Here is an 18,430-nt window from a genome sequence, read left to right as displayed (position 1 = left end):
AATTTGATTGATGGGCCTGCGGCATCTGCCGCAGGCAGGAGATGAAGAAACTCAGCGGCGCGCCTCGAGCGAGATCACGTTGTGCAGCGTGTCGTCCGCCGTACCGAGGAACTTCTTGATGTTGCGCGCGGCCTGGCGGAGACGATGTTCGTTCTCGACAAGCGCGATGCGAACGTAATCGTCGCCATGCTCGCCGAAGCCGATGCCGGGAGCAACGGCCACTTCCGCCTTCTCGATGAGAAGCTTGGAGAACTCAAGCGAGCCCAGGTGGCGGAACTTTTCCGGCACCGGAACCCAGGCAAACATTGAGGCCGCCGGCGCCGGAACATCCCAGCCGGCGCGGCCGAAGCTTTCGACCATGACGTCGCGGCGGCGCTTGTAGGTCTGACGCACTTCCTCGATATGCTCTTCGATATCCGGATCGTTGAGCGCGGCCGCCGCTGCCACCTGGATCGGCGTGAAGGCGCCGTAATCGAGATAGGACTTCACGCGCGTCAGCGCCGAAATGAGCCGGTCGTTGCCGACGGCAAAGCCCATGCGCCAGCCGGCCATGGAGAAGGTTTTAGACATCGAGGTGAATTCGACGGCAATATCCATCGCGCCCGGCACCTGCAGGATCGACGGCGTCGGCTTGCCGTCGAAATAGATTTCCGAATAGGCGAGATCCGACAGCACGAAGATTTCATGCTTCTTCGCGAAGGCCACGACGTCCTTGTAGAAGTCGAGTTCGACCACCGTCGCCGTTGGGTTGGACGGATAGCAGAGGATCATGGCGATCGGCTTCGGGATCGAATGGGCAACCGCGCGCTCCAGGGCGCGGAAGAATTCCGCGTCCGGCTCGACCGGGATCGAACGAATCACGCCGCCGACCATCAGGAAGCCGAAGGCATGGATCGGATAGGACGGGTTCGGGCAAAGCACCACGTCGCCCGGCGCCGTGATCGCCTGCGCCATGTTGGCGAAGCCTTCCTTGGAGCCGAGTGTCGCCACGACCTGCGTGTCGGGGTTCAGCTTCACACCGAAGCGGCGGGCATAGTAGGCGGCTTGCGCGCGACGCAAACCGGGGATGCCCTTGGACGACGAATAGCCATGCGTGTCGGGCCGCTGCACGGTCTCGACAAGCTTGTCGACGATGAACTTGTTGGTCGGAAGGTCGGGATTGCCCATGCCAAGGTCGATGATATCCGCGCCACCGGCTCGCGCGCTCGCCTTCAAACGGTTGACCTGTTCGAAAACGTAAGGTGGCAGGCGTCTGACCTTGTGAAACTCTTCCATCATCGGCTCCAGGACGGCTGCCTCGAGACAGGCCCGCCGTCGCAGTTGGCAAGGTTCGTCTTGGTTTTCGTGAAGCTCCGCCCGGCGCGAACCTCTCTCAAGCCGGACAAGCGAAGGCTTATCGCCCAAAATCGAAGAAACGCAAGGACAAAGTGTCGCCCGCAAGCGTTCTCAGTTCGAGGCGGGCGCGTCGGACTTTCCGGCCGCCTGCGTCTCGGCATTCAGCTTGCGCATTTCCTCGACCTTGCGATTGTACTCGGCTTCGGAAACCTTGCCAGCCTTGCGCTGATCGGCGAGCGCCTGCAGTTTGGCGCCCTGCGATGCCGCCTCTGCGTCGCTCATCTGCGTTGTCGCGACTTCCTTCTTCTCCCCGACATAGGGATAGATGCCGGAATTGTTCATTCCTGCAGGCGTCGGCGTATTATTGGCAACATCGCTCGACATACAGCCGGAAAGCATCGCTGATGACAAGAGCGCCGCCGCAGCGACAGACACATGACGTTTCGCTAGAAAAAACAAATGTGCCGCCTCTCGAATCTGCAATCTGACGTATAGAACTTCGGAGCCTTTTACGGCACAATGCAGCAAATCAAAACGACAAAATTCCGGGAGGACACGAATTGGCGGAGGAGATGCGGGGGGAGAACGGCCAGAATCCGCCGTTTGGCGCAATCGATCCGGCCGTGTTCGAGCCTTATATCCTGAAAGACCCGGAGACGATGACCGTCAATCTGGCCCGCGCGGTGCAGAATGCCGGCAAGGCCGCCTCGCTCTGGCTGGAACCGCGCGAGAGGGGTGAAGTGGTCGATCACGTCATCGAGCCGGTCGGCGACATGGTGCGCACGCTTTCCAAGGTCGTCGAGTACTGGATGACAGATCCCGCGCGCACGTTGGAGGCGCAGACACGGCTCATGGGCTCCATGATGACGGTCTGGATGCATTCCATGCAGAAGCTCAACGGTGAGAAGACGCAGGAGCCCGCCGCCAAGCCGGACAAGCGTTTCGCCGACAAGGATTGGGAAAAGAACCCCTTCTTCGATTTCCTGAAACAGGTCTTTCTCGTGACCTCCGACTGGGCTTCACGCCTCGTCACGGAAACGGAAGGTCTGGACGCGCACACCCGCCACAAGGCCGAATTCTACATGCGCCAGATCATCGCGGCGCTGTCGCCCTCCAATTTCGCGCTGACCAACCCGCAGGTCTATCGCGAGACGATTGCCAGCAATGGCGAGAACCTCGTCAAGGGCATGAAAATGCTGGCCGAGGACATCGCGGCCGGCCATGGCGACCTGCGCATCCGCCAGACCGACATGTCGAAATTCGAAGTCGGCGTGAACATGGCCGTCACGCCGGGCAAGGTCGTTGCCGAAAATGATGTCTGCCAGATCATCCAGTACGATCCGACGACGGAAGAGGTGCTGAAGCGCCCTCTCCTCATCTGCCCGCCATGGATCAACAAGTTCTACGTCCTCGACCTCAACCCGGAAAAATCGTTCATCAAGTGGTGCGTGGATCAGGGCCATACGGTCTTCGTCATCTCATGGGTCAATCCGGACGAACACCACGCAACCAAGGATTGGGAGGCTTACGCACGCGAGGGCATCGATTTCGCCCTGGAGGTGATCGAAAAGGCGACCGGCGAGCACAAGGTCAACGCCATTGGCTATTGCGTCGGCGGCACGCTGCTCGCCGCAACGCTCGCGTTGCATGCCAAGGAAGGAAACGACCGCATCCGGTCTGCGACCTTTTTCACCACGCAGGTCGATTTCACCTATGCCGGCGACCTGCAGGTGTTCGTCGACGAGGAACAGCTAAAGACCATCGAATCGACCATGAAGGAACATGGCTATCTCGATGGCTCGAAGATGGCGCTGGCCTTCAACATGCTGCGCGCCTCCGAACTGATCTGGCCCTATGTGGTCAACAACTACCTACGTGGCGTTGAGCCGATGGCCTTCGACCTGCTCTACTGGAATTCCGATTCCACCCGCATGCCAGCTGCCAATCACGCCTTCTATCTGCGCAATTGTTATCTGGAGAACAATCTCTCGAAGGGCCGCATGAAGATGGGCGGACACACGCTCGACATGCGTGACGTGAAGGTCCCGGTCTATAATCTCGCCGCCCGCGAGGACCATATTGCACCGGCCAAGTCCGTTTTCGTCGGCAGCCAGGTTTTTGGCGGTGATGTCACCTATGTCATGTCCGGATCGGGCCATATCGCCGGCGTCGTCAACCCGCCCTACAAGCCGAAATATCAGTACTGGACCGGCCCGAAGCCGGAGGGCGATTTCGAGACCTGGGTCAGCCACGCCGTCGAAACACCGGGCTCCTGGTGGCCGCACTGGCATAAGTGGATCGAGCAGCAGAACGACAAGCGCGTGCCTGCCCGCAGCGCCGGTGGCGACCAGATCAATCCGATCGAAGACGCGCCGGGCTCCTATGTCCGCGTCCGGGTCTGACCTTGCAGTTTGACCCGCCGCTGGTCGAGGGCCGGCTGATTGCCCGTTACAAGCGCTTTCTCTTCGATGCCAAATTGGAAGACGGCGCGATCATTACCGGCAATTGTCCCAACACCGGCTCCATGCTGGGGCTGACCACGCCCGGCAGCCGCATCTTCATGTCGGTCCACGATAAGCCGACCCGGAAGTACCCATATCAGTTCGAGATGATCGAGGCCGACAGCACACTGGTCGGCGTCAATACCGGCATGCCCAACAGGATTGCCGAGGAGGCGATCCTCGCGGGCATGATTCCAACGCTTGCGCCCTACCCGACACTCGCCCGCGAAAAACGCTATGGCGTCAATTCCCGCATCGATATCCTGCTCTCAGGCGAAGGCCTGCCCACCGCCTATGTCGAGGTGAAGAACGTTCATTTCAGCCGGACGCAGGGGCTTGCCGAATTTCCCGACACGAAAACCGAGCGTGGCGCCAAGCATCTCGCGGAACTCGGCGACATGGCGCAAGCCGGTCACCGCGCGGTCATGCTCTATGTGGTCCAGCGCGGCGATTGTTCCGCATTTCGCATCTGCGCCGATCTCGATCCGGCCTATGCCGCCGCCTTCGAACGTGCCAGAGCCCGCGGCGTCGAAGCCTACGCGCTTGATTGCACAGTTTCGCAATCCCAAATTACGGCGAAAAGCTTGATCGACGTTGCCTAACCCGGCATAGAGTAGAGACGAGTATCTGAGAACAACCGAATCGACATGGTCAACTATATCGACGCAGCTACGGCTCCGATGAAGAACACAGGCGCGATCCGTCTCTACGGACCTGACGCCTTCGAGGGCATGCGACGCGCCTGCCAATTGACGGCGCGCTGCCTCGATGCGCTCGCCCCCATGGTCAAGCCGGGTGTGACGACCAACGCGATCGATCGCTTCGTCTTCGAATTCGGCTTGGACAATGGCGCGCTGCCGGCAACGCTGAACTATCGCGGCTACACCAAGTCCAGCTGCACCTCGATCAACCACGTCGTCTGCCATGGCATCCCCGACGACAAGCCGCTGCGCGACGGCGACATCGTCAATATCGACGTGACCTATATTCTCGACGGCTGGCATGGCGATGCGAGCCGTATGTATCCGGTCGGCGAGGTCAAGCGGGCCGGTATCCGGCTTCTCGAAGTGACCTATGAGAGCCTCATGCGCGGCATCGCCGCCGTGCGGCCCGGCGCCCGCACAGGCGCCATCGGCGAGGCGATCCAGACTTATGCGGAGGCAGAGCGCTGCTCGGTCGTGCGCGACTTCTGTGGCCATGGCGTTGGCCGCCTGTTCCACGACACGCCGAACATCCTGCATTACGGCCGCGCCCATGAAGGACCGGAAATCCGCGAAGGCATGATCTTCACCATCGAGCCGATGATCAATCTCGGCCGTCCGCATGTGAAGGTTCTGGGCGATGGCTGGACAGCCGTCACGCGCGATCGCTCCCTGACCGCTCAGTACGAGCACACGGTGGGTGTGACCGCCACGGGCTGCGAAATCTTCACCCTTTCGCCCGCCGGGCTCGACAGGCCGGGGCTCACCTGATGATGGCAAACGGCGGCAATGATCGTCTGGACGAACCGGCAGAGACCGAGGAACCCGACGATTTTTCCGCCGAATTGGAAGCCGACGAGCGCGGTTTCTTTGCCGAACCGCGCCAGCGCCCCAAGGCTGCCGCCAAGGCAACGCAGGACGGCAAGGAAAGTCCCGCCCCGGAGCAGCACTATCACGGCCATCGCGAACGCTTGCGCGCCCGCTTCCGCGACCATGGCGACACGGCGCTGGCCGATTACGAAATCCTCGAACTCCTGTTGTTTCGCCTGATCCCCCGCCGCGACACCAAGCCGATCGCCAAGGCGCTGCTCGACCGCTTCGGAACACTGGCCGGCGTCTTCGGCGCGGAGGCCGCGCGGCTGACCGAGGTGAAGGGTGTCGGCGAGGCCGTTGCCACCGATCTCAAGCTCATTGCCGCCACCGCCCACCGCATGCTGAAGAGCGAGCTGAAGGGCAAGAAGGTCCTCGCCTCATGGTCGTCGGTGGTGGAGTACTGTCACGCCGCCATGGCCTACGAGACGCGCGAACAGTTCCGCATTCTCTTCCTCGACAAGCGCAATGCGCTGATTGCTGACGAGGTGCAGCAGAAGGGCACGGTCGACCATACCCCGGTCTATCCGCGCGAGGTCGTCAAGCGTGCGCTCGATCTTTCCGCGACCGCCATCATCCTCGTTCACAACCACCCGTCAGGCGACCCGACCCCCTCCCGTGCCGATATCGATATGACCAAGACGATCATCGAGACGGCAAAGCCGCTCGGCATCACGGTGCACGATCACATCATCATCGGAAAGGAAGGTCACGTCAGCCTCAAGGGGCTGAGGCTGATCTGAGGCCGGGCGCAGCGATCGGACGCGGCCAACCAGGTCAAAGCACAAGCGAAGGCTTCGAGCAGGATGCGCCGGTGACGCTCACATCGGCCTCGCCGATCTTGTAGCCATAGACGAACATGTAAGTCGCGAGAACCCGGTCGGCTGGAAGCGTGACCGACGAGATCGCCGAGACGATGGCATTGCGATACGCGACCTGCTGTGTGCCGAAGCTGAAGCCTGCGACCGTGACGTCGAGGTTCAGGTGCTTGACGATACTGGTCCAATAGGAGGTGATCGGCGTTGTCACACTCGCATTCTTGACCTTGTTCGCGTCGATTTCCAGCCGGGTGAAATCCATCAACGAGCCGACGATGTTGTTGACATCGACCTGCGCCGATCCCTTCACGGTCACACCCGGTGCTGCCGCAAGCGTTGCCGGCGTCACCCTTGGCTTGCTGCCGAAGTTGATAAACGCGCTTTCATCGACATCGCCCACGATCAACTCTGCCACTCCGGGGAATGTCTGGAGCTTGACACCCGTCACGGTGTTGCCCTTGCATTGGATGTCGGTCAGCCGCGCTTCACTGTTGGCAGCTTCCAGATAGAGCGGAACCCGCAGCGTGATGCCTGCCATGGAGGGAATATTACCGAGCGTGAAGGTCACGAGGCTGCGTATCTGCGCCGTACGCACCAGAGAACCAGGTGTGTTGATCCCGACCGACTGAGCCCCAACCGGCGGCTCCCCGATCATCAGCCTGAAATTAACATCGCCGAGACCCGGCACATCGTAATCGACATTCAGTTCGACCTGATGCTGTCCGTTCGACACAGCGGCGGCTGCCCTGATGAGACCAAGGGCGTCGGCAGTCGATGTCCCGCCATATCCGGACCCGACCTTCTGCTTGCCGATGGTGGCCAGATTGAGGATCTGCGACAGCTTGATCGTGCGGTTGCTATGCGAGACGGCAATCTCGAAGGCCCGCACGGAGGCCTGGGCGGACGCACTCAGATTGCCGCCGACCCGAATCGCTCTGAAGAACTGCGCAAGGGTCACATCAGCGTCCAGCAAGTCGTCATAGGTGACCGCCGACATGTTGATGCTCGAAGCGAGTTCCTTCACGGTCGAGAGAATATCGACATTGGCGCTCACCAGTGCATTGTAGTCTGCCACTTTCAGCGAAACCGTTGTTCCGAACAGAGCGCCGAACACCGCATTGGCAAGGCCGCCGTCCAGACTGGCCAGCCGGCTGCCAATCCAGTAGGACGCAAGCTTTTTCGAGGCAGCGGTCGCCGACACGTCGATATCGGGCTCCGGCGCGATCGCGGATGCAAAATAGAGGTGGCCGCGGCAGCGCTGCTTCACCCGCACCGCATCCGGCATGGCGGAATTCGGCTGGAACCGCTGGGAAACAGGGAGCGACGGATCTGCCTCGTAATTGCCAAGCTCGACGGTCGCCACGCATTCCGGCGCGCCGGCAGAATCGAAAGACTGCTGCGCGGGTAAAGTCTTGCCGCCCGGAAGATAGGTCGTACCACCTTCCTGGACGGCATAGTTGCGCCCGTTGTCCGCATAATATTGCTGGAGCAGAGCGCGCGCATTTGAAGGATCGGCCGCCGCGGCAATCGCGGCCAGATCGACGGTTGCCTGCTCCGAACGCCTTTGCTTGACGAGAGCAGCATAGTCGACACTGATCGCAAGACCGCTGATGAGAAGCGGCGCGGAAAGTGCTGCAGTCACGGCAATATTGCCCTGTTTGGACCTCAAAAAACGGGAGAAGTATGTCGCCACGATCAGGCTCCCCCAATACGCATCACGGATGTTCTGGAAATGAATTTATTGTCCGGCATCGCATAGGCAAACAGCGACCAGATCGGCAATTGCGCCGCATCATAAGAGACCTGGATCGTGTACCGATCCGTGTCCTGTCCGCTGATAGTGACCTTCACCTTCTTCGGATCGATAAAGGCGCGGTCCTTCATGGACAAAGCAACGGCATTCTCCGCAAGCATCTGCCGTTCCTGGGCCGAGAGACCCGCCACCGCAGCACGCGCGGCCTCCTCCGTCATCTGCTGTACACTGGCAGAGGCAGACAGATAGATCGAATAGCCGATCATCGTGAGAACGCCGGCGATAAAGATGGGCGCAATGATGGCGAACTCGACAGCGGAGGCGCCGTCGCGGCGCCGAAACAGCATTATCAATCTGGACACACACAATCTCCTGAATTGTGCATCCAAAGTACAGAACCTATATTTAGACCAAATTAAAACCTCAATTAAAATTGCCGCTTTATGCCGAATTAGGGCAGTTTGGCCCAGATTTAGCGTTGTGTAAGACAATACAATTTGACGCTGTCAGCCTATATCCGGTTCAGTACATAAATTCAGAATAGTCTAAAAAAGAATTGCGCGAAATACATTCAGAGCGCCCGCAGATTGGGCCACGCTTGGCGCGGAAGAGGTGGGCGACGGGATTCACCAACGAAAAAAGGCGACCTAAGCCGCCTCTCCCGTTTCCTTGGTCCGACCCGATCCGGGGGCGGAGGTTGTGCGTCGCGATCAGGCGGCGCTTTCGACGCCCTTGACGAACCAGTCCATCACGGCGAGGTCGGCAAGCTTCATCGTCTCGCCTTCCTTGACCTTCAGCGTACCGGCCTGATCGTAGATCGGGCCCTTGAAGATGTCGTAGGAGCCGTTCTTGTAGCCCGTCTGGATATCATCGGCGAGCTTGACGACATCGGCAGGAACCGCCTTGTTGTAGGGCGAGATCACGACCGTGCCTTCCTTCATGCCATCCCAGGTGTCGGTGGACTTCCAGGAGCCGTCGACGATCGCCTTGACGCGCTCGACATAGTACGGACCCCAGATGTCTTCGATGGCCGTCAGGTGAGCCGACGGAGCGAAGCGCGACATGTCGGCGCCCTGACCGAAGCCGTAGAGCTTCTTCTGCTCGAGGATCTGCAGCGGGCCGGGGCTGTCGGTGTGGGTCGTGACGATATCGCAACCGAGGTTGATCAGCGTTTCCGTTGCAGCAGCTTCCTTCGGCGGGTCGAACCAGCTGTCGATGAGGACGAGCTTGACCTTGGCATTCGGGTTCTGCTTCTGGGCGGCAAGCGCGAACGAGTTCACGCCAAGAACGACTTCCGGAACCTTGTAGGAGCCGAGGTAGCCGAGCGTGCCCGACTTCGACATCTTGCCGGCGATCGTGCCGAGAACGGCGCGGCCTTCATGGAACTTCGAGTTATAGGTCGCGACGTTGTCGGCGCGCTTGTAGCCCGTGCAATGCTCGAACTTGACGTTCGGGAATTCCTTGGCGACCGCAATCGTCTGGTCCATGTAGCCATAGGACGTCGTGAAGATCAGCTTGCAGCCCTGCTGTGCGAGGTCGCGGATGACCGGGATGGCCGAGGCGTCTTCCTGCACGTTTTCGACATAGACGGTCTCGACCTTGTCGCCGAGTTCCTTCTCGACCTGCATGCGGCCCTTGTTATGCGCCCAGGTCCAGCCATAGTCGCCCACCGGGCCAAGGAAGATGAAGCCGATCTTGATCTTTTCGGCCGCAAAGGCCTTGTTGCCGAGCACGGGCAGCGTCGCGGCAGCGCCGGCTGCCTGCATGAATGTACGGCGGGTAATGATAGCCATGGTGAACTCCTATCGTCAGGGCGTTTCAGGTTGATGGAAGGAACGGCTTGCCGAGGCAGGCCGGGGCGTTGCCGCCCGAACGGTCGCGCATGGAAATGACGGACAGCGCGACAACGGTCATGAGGTAGGGCATCGCAGCCCAGAATTGCGACGGCAGGAATGAGAAGCCCGCTGCCTTGGCGTAAAGTTCGAGAGCCATCAGGATGCCGAAGAAATAGGCCCCGACGAGCAGGCGCCCTGCCCGCCAGCCGGCGAACACGACGAGAGCCAGAGCGATCCAGCCACGGCCCGCCGTCATCTTCTCGGCCCACATGGGCGTGATGACCATGGAGAAATAGGCCCCGCCAATGCCCGCCATCGCACCACCGAAGGCGATAGCGGCATAGCGCACGCCCTTGACCGAATAGCCGATGGAATGGGCCGACAGGTCGTTCTCGCCGACGGCCCGCAGGATCATGCCGGCCCGCGTGGATTTCAGGAACCAAGCGACGACCGGAACCATGATCAGGGCAAAATACACGATGGGAGAATAGCCGAAGATGACCTTAAGGTAAGGATCGCTCGCCAGCGATGACGGGAAGACCGAGCCGAAGACCGGGGCGATGAAACCGGTATAGGAGAGGCCAATCAGCGACGAGAGGCCGGTGCCGAAAATCGTCAGCGCCAGACCCGTTGCCACCTGGTTGGAATTGAGCTCCAGAACCAGGACCGCGAAGAGCATCGAGGACAATGCCCCGCCCGCAGCCGCGCCCAGAATGCCCAGCCAGGGATTGAAGGTCGAAACGGTGACGCCGAAGCCGCAGATCGCGCCCATCAGCATCATGCCCTCGACGCCCAGGTTCAGAACGCCGGCCTTCTCGACGACGAGTTCGCCCAGCGCCGCAAGCAGGATAGGCGTGGTCAACCCGACAATGGTGACGATGGCGGCAATGATGAATTCAGTGCTCATGGGTATCACTCTCCTGCCGCCGGCATCGGGCTCAACTTCGGACTACCGACAAAGCGCACCCGATAACGGATGAGAATGTCGCTCGCCAGAATGAAGAACAGCATCATGGCCTGGAAAATGCCGGCCGTGGAATTGGGAATATGCACCGTTGTCTGCGCGACCTGCCCGCCGACATAGGTCACGGCAAGAACGACGCCAGCGATGAGACACCCGATCGGGTTGAGACGCCCGAGGAAGGACACGATGATGGCCGTGAAACCATAACCCGACGGGAAGCCGAGATTGATCGCCTTCAGCGACCCGGCAAATTCCAGCGCGCCCGCAAGCCCCGCCATGCCGCCGCCGATCAGCAGCGACAGCCAGATCGTCTGCTTGGCGTCGAACCCGCCATGGCGGGCCGCATCCGGCGCACTGCCGACAACGCGGATCTGGAAGCCGAAGACCGAGCGCGACATGATCAGCCAGAAGACGAAAGGCAGGACGAGCGCGATGGCGACGCCCAGATGCACCGTCGTGCCGGGGAACAGGATCGGCAGAGTCTGATCCGCATGAAGCGGCGCGGTGGCCGGGAAGTTGCGCCCGTTCGGGTCCTTCCAGGGGCCGCCGACGAGATAGCCGAGCACCTGCAGCGCCACATAGGTCAGCATCAGCGAGGTCAGGATTTCATTCACGTTGAGCCGCGTCTTGAGGAAAGCGGGAAAGATCGCCCAGAATGTGCCGCCGAGAATACCGGCCAGGATCATGAGCGTGATGATGATACCCCCGCCTGCCCCGCCGGCCGCAATGCCGACGCCGGCCGCAGCGAGCGCGCCGATGACATATTGCCCCTCCGCGCCGATATTCCATACCTGCGCGCGGTTACCGATCGACAGGCCGAGCGCGATAATGATGAGCGGAGCGGCCTTCACCGCCACGTCCTGCCACTTGTAGGATGACAGAAGCGGCGTCAGGAAGATGTCGATAACGGCCTTCTCGCCCTTGATTCCGAGAGCGTCGAACACGATCACGCCAATGGCCATGGTGAGCAGCACGGAGGCGATTGGCGTCGCAAATGCCATGAGCGTCGAGGGTTCGGGGCGTTTTTCCAGTTTAATGCGCATGGGCCGGCTCCGGATGCAGGTTTGCGGTTGCGGCCGGGTCGCCATGGACACCGCCCATGAGCAGACCGATTTCTTCGATATCGGCATCCGCCACCTTCATCGCGGGTGAAAGCCGCCCCTCGTTGATGACGGCGAGCGTGTCGCAGAGCGAGAGAAGTTCGTCGAGGTCCTGGCTGATGACGACGATGGCAGAGCCGGCGGCCGCCAGATCGACCAGCGCCTGATGGATCGCAGCCGCCGCGCCCGCGTCCACCCCCCAGGTCGGCTGCGAGACGACCAGAACAGCAGGATTTTGCATGATCTCGCGGCCCATGATGTATTTCTGCAGATTGCCGCCCGACAGCGACCCCGCCGTCGAGCCCGGCCCCAGCGCCTTGACCGCAAAGGTCGAGATCACCTCGCCCGCATAGGTCCGCGCCGCCTTCTGGTCGATGAGCCCGACCTTGACCATGCCGAGCCGGTCGCGTGCGGTGAGAACCGAATTGTCGGCGAGCGTGAATTCCGGCACCGCTGCATGGCCGTTGCGCTCTTCCGGCACCGAGGAAACACCGACCAGCCGCCGCTGCTTCGCTGTCAGCCGACCGAGCCTTGCGCCATCCACAGTGATCGCTCCCTCGTCTTCCGATAGTGTCTCGCCCGACAGGGCCAGCAGCAGCGCGTTCTGCCCGTTGCCCGCGACGCCGGCGATGCCGAAAATCTCGCCCTCGCGGACCGTAAAGGTAATGTCCTTGAGCGACACGCCGAAATGCGACCGCGCCGGCATGTTCAGCCGGTTGACGATCAGCTTCTCGCGCCCGATTGCCCGGCCTTCCGCCTTGACGATGGTCTTGAGGTTTCCGCCGATCATCTTCTCCGCCATCGAGCGCGATGTCTCGACCGACGGATTGCAGGTATCGACCAGCTTGCCGCCGCGGAGAATCGTCGCGGTGTGGCAGAGCGCCTTGATCTCGTGCAGCTTGTGCGAAATGTAGAGGATGGAACAGCCTTCGCTGGCGAGCTTCCGCAGAACGATGAAGAGCTGCTCCACCTCCTGCGGCGTGAGCACCGAGGTCGGCTCGTCCATGATCAGAAGCTTGGGGTTCAAAAGCAGCGCACGAACGATCTCTATGCGCTGGCGCTCGCCGACCGACAGGGTCGAAACGATGCGATGCGGCTCCAGCTTGAGGCCATATTGCGTCATGACCTCCTTGATGCGGGCTTCGAGTTCCCGCGCCGGGATTTTCGCATCCATGCCGAGCGCAATGTTTTCCAGAACCGTCATCGCCTCGAAGAGCGAGAAATGCTGGAACACCATGCCGATGCCGAGCTTACGCGCGGCCTTGGGGTTGGCAACGACGATACGCTCGCCGTTCCAGCGGATTTCGCCGCCATCCGGCTGCATGATTCCGTAAATCATCTTCACGAGCGTGGACTTGCCCGCACCGTTTTCGCCGAGCAGCGCATGGATTTCACCGGGCTGCACGGAAAAGCTCACCTGGTCATTCGCCAGTACGCCCGGAAAGCGCTTCGTGATGCTCTTCAACTCGAGCCGCGGGGTCGCTTCATTTCCCATCGATAGTCTCCATGGCGGACGCGGCAAAGAGGACGCCGCTTCGCCCGCCGGCATTCAGACCGTAAGGCAAGATCGACGATGCGTGAAGATGATGTAACCCAGCCCCCCGACCGGAGAAGAAAACATGAAAGAAAGCGACGGTCGATCCGGCAAGACGCCGAATTTCGGCCCGGGAACCAGACGGACTCCCACCCCAAGACTGCTGCAACGACACCAAGTTCCCCTGCTTTAATTTTATGCATTAGTTGGTCTGGCTTTCGCACCGCACACAAGCACATTGTTTCGCTCGTTGCGTTGCAAAAATTGCAACACTGAGATTAAGCGCTTTTCGGCGCGATTGGCAAGCTGTCCATTTGCGCCTTGATGAGATCGACAACCGCGGAGGTTGCGGAACTCAAGCCCTGGCTGGACCGCGTGATCAGCGACAGTTCCTCCGGCGCAAGAAGCCGCCCGGCCAGTGGAATGAACTCAAGGCCAGCGTCCCTTTGCTGATCCATGAGATTGCCGGCATTGAGGAATGCAATGTGCCGGTTGTCTGCGATCAGACGCTTCATCAAACCTGTGGAATTCGTGACCAGACTTGGCACGGTCTGAACTCCGGATGCGCCCAGCGCACTGTCGATCAGCCGCCGCGCCGCGATCGAGAAATCGGGAAGGATGAAGGGATAGTTGATGCACTCGGAGAGTGGCACATTTGACCGCCCCGCCAGAGGATGCTCCTTCGACACGATGACGCCGGAAGGCGCCTCCACCACCTTGAGTTTGTGGATGTTATGCCGATCGGGAACATTAAAACAAACCGCCAGATCGAGTTCGCTGTTGAGGATTTTCTCGGTGATCAGCGCAGTCCCCCCGACAAAGATGTCGAGCGTGAACTGGCGGAACCGCGCCTGGATGTCATTAAATAGCGTGCGGGCGAAATCACCGGCCAGACACTCCATCAGCCCGACAGAGACATGGCCGCGTCGAAGGCCTTGCAACTGTTGCAGCCGCACCTTGGAGCGCTCCTGATCCGCCTTCCATTTCCGGATATCGGCGATCAGCACCTCGCCTGCCGCCGTCAGCCGTACGCCGCGCGGCAACCGTTCGAACAGCTTCAGCCCGTAATCCTCTTCAAGGTTGAGGATGCGACGGTTGAGCGCGGACGGCGACACGTTCAGATGCTCGGCCGCCTTGCGGATAGAACCGAGCCGGGCAACCTCGTCGAAGAGCAGTGCGGCTGGCGAAATGAGGGACATGCGCTTTCCATTGTGCGAACAATTCGTACGGAACCGGCTCTACAATGACTTGAATTTCGCACCGATCAAGGCAAGTCTTCCGCACCGCATGAATTAGCGACGACCGACGAAGCGATATTGCACCGTTTCGTCAGGCTTCGCGCCAGACATAAAGGGGACAGCACATGGCCATGGTTTGCGAGGAACTGGATCACGAGGCGCTTTTGAGGATCGCGATCGCCGAATCGCAGAAGGCGCGCGACGCCGGCAACCACCCCTTCGCCTCAATCCTCGTCGGCCCCGACGGTAAGGTGCTGATGACGCAGCACAATGCCTATATGCCCGACCATGACATGACCGGCCATGCCGAACGCGTTCTCATGACCCGCGCCTCGACGACGCTACCTCATGATCTCCTCAAGGAATGCACGATCTATACTTCGGCCGAGCCCTGTGCCATGTGCGCCGGCGCGATCTACTGGACGGGGCTCAAGCGCTGCGTCTACGGCATGACGGAAAAGCAGCTCAAGGAAATCACCGGCAACCATCCGGAAAACCCGACGCTCGATCTTCCCTGCGAAGTGGTCTTTGCCGCCGGCCAGCGCAAGGTCGAGGTGATCGGCCCGATCTTGGTGGAAGAATCCGCAAAGGTGCACGAAGGTTTCTGGGGCTGATCGCAAGCCCCATTCACTTTGGAGAGATCTGCGGCGCGCCGTTGTTCTCCATATAGGCTTTGGCGGCTGCGCGCATGTCGTGCACGGTCGCAGCCAGACGCGCCGCCTCGTTGGCGTGTGAACTGCCCTGCGCATAGAGCGAACTGATCATGCTTTCAAAGGCCTGGCGCGTGTCGGGATGCGAATCCACGAAAGCCCGCTGTGCCGCGCTCCGGCCCTGGATGATGTCCTGCATGATCCCCATCTGCTGAACCGCAAAACGGTCCGCCGGGGCATTGTGGAGTTCTCGCGCCATCGCGGGCTGTGTGACTGAAACAGGTCCGATCGCCATTACGAATATGAAACCCTATATGTAACAACAATATACGTCACCAGTCCCTTAGCATCCAGGGATGAAAACCAGGTCAAGACAGGCGCTTGCATTTGAATCGAATTGTCGCTGTCATGCGGCTGCATGCTGTCTCCGGACTTACGCGAATTGCCGATTGTCATAACGGAAATAGATTGATATCAACATAAATGGAGTGCCGCGGTCGGATCAGGGAGGGTATCATGCAGGAATCGCCATATCGTTGGGTTGTCGTTGCCGCGGGCGGCTTCATGGGATGCGTGGCCATGGGCGCGCTCTTCTCACTTCCCGTTCTCCTGACGCCCATGGTGGAGCAGACCGGCTGGAGCCGCACAGGCATTTCCGCCGCCATGACCATCGGCTTCCTCTCCATGGCCGCAACAGCAATGGTCTGGGGCGCCCTCTCCGATCGCTTCGGTGCCCGGCCGGTCGTGGCATCGGGCGCAGTTCTCTTTGCGGTGAGCCTCTGGGCTGCCGCGCATGCGCCCTCGCTTCTCGTGTTCCAGCTTGCCTTCGGTCTCGTCGCCGGCGGGGCGGTCTCGGCCTTCTTCGCGCCGATGATGGCAACAGTGACCGGCTGGTTCGAGACGCAGCGCGCGCTGGCCGTCTCGCTCGTCTCCGCCGGCATGGGCCTTGCTCCTGTCACCATGTCACCACTGACGGCGCGGCTTGCTGAAAGCTACGACTGGCGCATGGTGCTGACGATCATGGCAGCGCTTGTCGCCATCCTGACGATCCCGGCATCCATGCTGCTCGCCCGCCCCCCGGCAATCCAGCCCGCAGCGACGTCACCCACCGGTGATCTTGCGCCCGATGCCGGCATGACGGTCAGGCAGGCGATCGCCTCGCCGCAGTTCATCGTGCTCGTTGTCACGAATTTCTTCTGCTGCGCCACGCATTCCGGCCCGATCTTCCACACCGTGAGCTATGCCCAGATCTGTGGTATCTCGGCGATTGCGGCCGTCTCCATCTATTCGGTCGAAGGCATTGCCGGCATGGCGGGCCGCATCGGCTTCGGTGTTCTGGGCGACAGGCTGGGGGCAAAGCGCGTGCTGGTCGGCGGTCTTCTCGCGCAGGCCTTCGGTGCGCTCGCCTATGCCTTTGTCAGTCAGTTGGCGGGATTCTATGCCGTCGCAGTGCTCTTCGGCTTCATCTATGCCGGGATCATGCCGCTTTATGCCGTGTTGATCCGCGAGAACTTCCCCATGAAGATGATGGGCACGATCATCGGCGGTACCTCCATGGCCGGCAGCCTCGGTATGGCAACCGGCCCCGTGCTGGGCGGCTATATCTATGACGCCACGGGCGGCTATGCGACCATGTATATCACCTGCTGGATCCTCGGTCTCATGGCCTTCCTCGTCGCGATGACATTCCGGCCTTTCCCCAGGACCTTTGTGTCCAGCCCGTCTGCCGCCTGACGCGTCTCCACCTGAAAATCGAAAGGATCGTTAAACTTGTAACGATCCTTTTCAGCGCCTCTTTGCGCCTCACGCGTAAAACCTGTCTCAGGAGACGGGCGAGAGCAGAAGAAGAAACGCCAGACATCGCCGTTCTCCCGGGAGAATTCAGCGATGCATGTTTCAGGCTCCATGCCCCCTTATTTTTCGGAGGGTCGCAAGATACAGGCCAATAATGGGGCCTTGAACTTGCAGGCCGCCACCGCCAATCGCGCCGCCCAGCACCGCGAGACGCCGTATTACCACGGCGATTACAGCCTCCTGACACAGATGCTCGAGATGGCTGCCAATCCGAAAGCACCAGGCAGCGGCGTTCCTTTCCAGGTCGCTCACACCGCATATCAGGAACATCTCAAGCTTGGCCCATCGACGGTTGGAAAGTAACCGCCGGCGCATCGCGGCACGACGAAGAAGCGCCGCATAAGAAAAAACGGCAGAAGGATAAAATTCTAACTTTTGAATTGAACGAAAATTCCGGTTTTAAATATAAAACCACAGTCGAAATTCAAAAGAGATTTCAGTTTTCCTCATCGCCGGGTAGATGAGGTTCACTTCAGCGGAACAAGACTTGCCCGATCTCAAGAAGGCAACCAATTCACTGTCTCAGCCAAGAAGAAGACAGATCAAACATGGTAAAAAGGAAGGTCTGAAATGCAAATTTCTCAGAACAACGCTAGCGCCGCCGCCTACACTTCCGCTCCCGCCGCTGCTCACAAGGGTCGCGAACAGAGCGAGACCCAGAAGGCCGTGCAGGCACAGCTTGCTCATAACAAGCAGCAGGCCAAGGTTGATGCCGACAAGCTCGCCAAGGTTTCCGGCAAGCCCGCCGCACAGGACGCCGACAAGGGTGGTGCAGCAGCCGCGAACGCAGCTGGTGCAGCAACCGGCGCTGCCGCCTCTGCCGCAACGACCTCGACAAAATCTGCGGCCAACGCCAAGAGTGCAGACGCCACCGCCGCAACACAGACCGCAGCCAAGAAGCCGGGCCACAAGGAAACGGTCTTCGAGAAGCAGCACGCCTACAACCAGTCCATGGCCAAGCTTCACGCCTCCATGCTGGACAAGGTCGCCAAGCCGGCAGCTCCCAAGACTGACGACGCCCAGCCGTCGGCTGCCGCCGCCCAGGCCGCGACTGCGAAATACATGGAAAACAGCGGACAGAGCACGGGCACGACCACGACGCACTTCCGCGCCTGATCTTTCGGAAGGGGGCATCCGAATTGAGAGCGGTGGCCGCAAGGTCGCCGCTCTTTTGCCTTGAGAACCCGTCGATCTTTCGGCGGTTTTTTTGTTTTCGCCGTGATTTGGCGATGAAAACCAAGAACGCCGGCAAGCGCCGCCTCGCCCAGGCCGCAGCC

General features: G+C 60.5%; 18 protein-coding genes. 8 read left to right on the top strand and 10 right to left on the bottom strand.

What is annotated here, in order from left to right:
* Window positions 1-51: 51 nt before the first annotated feature.
* Window positions 52-1,275, bottom strand: a complete 1,224-nt coding sequence (locus tag ABID16_RS04475; protein ID WP_112693099.1) for an LL-diaminopimelate aminotransferase — start codon at window positions 1,273-1,275, stop codon at window positions 52-54.
* Window positions 1,276-1,446: 171 nt separating this feature from the next.
* A complete protein-coding gene (locus tag ABID16_RS04470) occupies window positions 1,447-1,746 on the bottom strand; it encodes a hypothetical protein (protein ID WP_354555142.1) in 300 nt (99 codons plus the stop codon).
* Window positions 1,747-1,907: 161 nt separating this feature from the next.
* On the opposite strand from ABID16_RS04470, the gene ABID16_RS04465 reads away from it, so the two are divergent.
* Genes ABID16_RS04465 through radC form a run of 4 tightly spaced genes read left to right on the top strand, consistent with a single transcriptional unit; the run spans window position 1,908 to window position 6,150 of the window.
* The gene (locus ABID16_RS04465; RefSeq protein WP_354555141.1) at window positions 1,908-3,737 is read left to right on the top strand and encodes a PHA/PHB synthase family protein; all 1,830 of its coding nucleotides are present in this window, start codon (window positions 1,908-1,910) and stop codon (window positions 3,735-3,737) included.
* A gap of 2 nt (window positions 3,738-3,739) precedes the next feature.
* Complete coding sequence (sfsA, locus tag ABID16_RS04460) at window positions 3,740-4,438, top strand: DNA/RNA nuclease SfsA (protein ID WP_354555140.1); 699 nt, start codon at window positions 3,740-3,742, stop codon at window positions 4,436-4,438.
* 45 nt (window positions 4,439-4,483) lie between these two features.
* Window positions 4,484-5,308 carry a type I methionyl aminopeptidase gene (gene map, locus ABID16_RS04455; protein WP_354555139.1) on the top strand — a complete coding sequence of 275 codons (825 nt, stop codon included), beginning with the start codon at window positions 4,484-4,486 and terminating at the stop codon, window positions 5,306-5,308.
* Window positions 5,309-5,310: 2 nt separating this feature from the next.
* The gene (gene radC, locus ABID16_RS04450; protein WP_435532384.1) at window positions 5,311-6,150 is read left to right on the top strand and encodes a RadC family protein; all 840 of its coding nucleotides are present in this window, start codon (window positions 5,311-5,313) and stop codon (window positions 6,148-6,150) included.
* A gap of 34 nt (window positions 6,151-6,184) precedes the next feature.
* Here radC and ABID16_RS04445 read toward each other — a convergent pair whose 3' ends face one another.
* From ABID16_RS04445 to ABID16_RS04415, 7 genes are all read right to left on the bottom strand, one after another.
* Window positions 6,185-7,918 carry a pilus assembly protein TadG-related protein gene (locus ABID16_RS04445; RefSeq protein ID WP_354555137.1) on the bottom strand — a complete coding sequence of 578 codons (1,734 nt, stop codon included), beginning with the start codon at window positions 7,916-7,918 and terminating at the stop codon, window positions 6,185-6,187.
* Window positions 7,919-7,920: 2 nt separating this feature from the next.
* Complete coding sequence (locus ABID16_RS04440) at window positions 7,921-8,340, bottom strand: TadE/TadG family type IV pilus assembly protein (RefSeq protein WP_354555136.1); 420 nt, start codon at window positions 8,338-8,340, stop codon at window positions 7,921-7,923.
* Between the two features lie 348 nt (window positions 8,341-8,688).
* A complete protein-coding gene (locus tag ABID16_RS04435; RefSeq protein ID WP_354555135.1) occupies window positions 8,689-9,771 on the bottom strand; it encodes a BMP family ABC transporter substrate-binding protein in 1,083 nt (360 codons plus the stop codon).
* A gap of 25 nt (window positions 9,772-9,796) precedes the next feature.
* On the bottom strand, window positions 9,797-10,720 hold the full coding sequence (locus tag ABID16_RS04430; RefSeq protein WP_354555134.1) for an ABC transporter permease: 924 nt from the start codon (window positions 10,718-10,720) through the stop codon (window positions 9,797-9,799).
* A 5-nt stretch (window positions 10,721-10,725) separates the two neighbouring features.
* Entirely contained in the window at window positions 10,726-11,820 is a 1,095-nt protein-coding gene (locus tag ABID16_RS04425; RefSeq protein ID WP_354555133.1) for an ABC transporter permease, read from the bottom strand.
* The gene (locus ABID16_RS04420) at window positions 11,810-13,372 is read right to left on the bottom strand and encodes an ABC transporter ATP-binding protein (RefSeq protein ID WP_354555132.1); all 1,563 of its coding nucleotides are present in this window, start codon (window positions 13,370-13,372) and stop codon (window positions 11,810-11,812) included. Before ABID16_RS04420 ends, ABID16_RS04425 begins: the two co-directional genes overlap by 11 nt.
* A gap of 317 nt (window positions 13,373-13,689) precedes the next feature.
* Entirely contained in the window at window positions 13,690-14,610 is a 921-nt protein-coding gene (locus tag ABID16_RS04415) for a LysR family transcriptional regulator (protein WP_354555131.1), read from the bottom strand.
* A gap of 164 nt (window positions 14,611-14,774) precedes the next feature.
* Here ABID16_RS04415 and ABID16_RS04410 point away from each other — a divergent pair, with 164 nt between their 5' ends.
* A complete protein-coding gene (locus ABID16_RS04410; protein WP_354555130.1) occupies window positions 14,775-15,263 on the top strand; it encodes a nucleoside deaminase in 489 nt (162 codons plus the stop codon).
* Between the two features lie 13 nt (window positions 15,264-15,276).
* On the opposite strand, the gene ABID16_RS04405 is transcribed toward ABID16_RS04410, so the two are convergent.
* Entirely contained in the window at window positions 15,277-15,498 is a 222-nt protein-coding gene (locus ABID16_RS04405; protein WP_354555129.1) for a hypothetical protein, read from the bottom strand.
* Window positions 15,499-15,815: 317 nt separating this feature from the next.
* Between ABID16_RS04405 and ABID16_RS04400 the strand changes: the two genes are divergently transcribed.
* The 3 genes from ABID16_RS04400 (at window position 15,816) to ABID16_RS04390 (ending at window position 18,269) form a co-directional block, all read left to right on the top strand.
* The gene (locus ABID16_RS04400) at window positions 15,816-17,033 is read left to right on the top strand and encodes an MFS transporter (protein WP_354555128.1); all 1,218 of its coding nucleotides are present in this window, start codon (window positions 15,816-15,818) and stop codon (window positions 17,031-17,033) included.
* Window positions 17,034-17,186: 153 nt separating this feature from the next.
* Window positions 17,187-17,456, top strand: a complete 270-nt coding sequence (locus ABID16_RS04395; protein WP_354555127.1) for a hypothetical protein — start codon at window positions 17,187-17,189, stop codon at window positions 17,454-17,456.
* Window positions 17,457-17,723: 267 nt separating this feature from the next.
* Window positions 17,724-18,269 carry a hypothetical protein gene (locus ABID16_RS04390; RefSeq protein ID WP_354555126.1) on the top strand — a complete coding sequence of 182 codons (546 nt, stop codon included), beginning with the start codon at window positions 17,724-17,726 and terminating at the stop codon, window positions 18,267-18,269.
* The last annotated feature ends 161 nt before the right edge of the window (window positions 18,270-18,430 follow it).

Source organism: Limnomicrobium aquaticum (genome assembly GCF_040545545.1).
Taxonomy (GTDB): domain Bacteria; phylum Pseudomonadota; class Alphaproteobacteria; order Rhizobiales; family Rhizobiaceae; genus Ensifer_A; species Ensifer_A aquaticum.
This window is presented reverse-complemented; position numbering and strand designations above follow the sequence as displayed.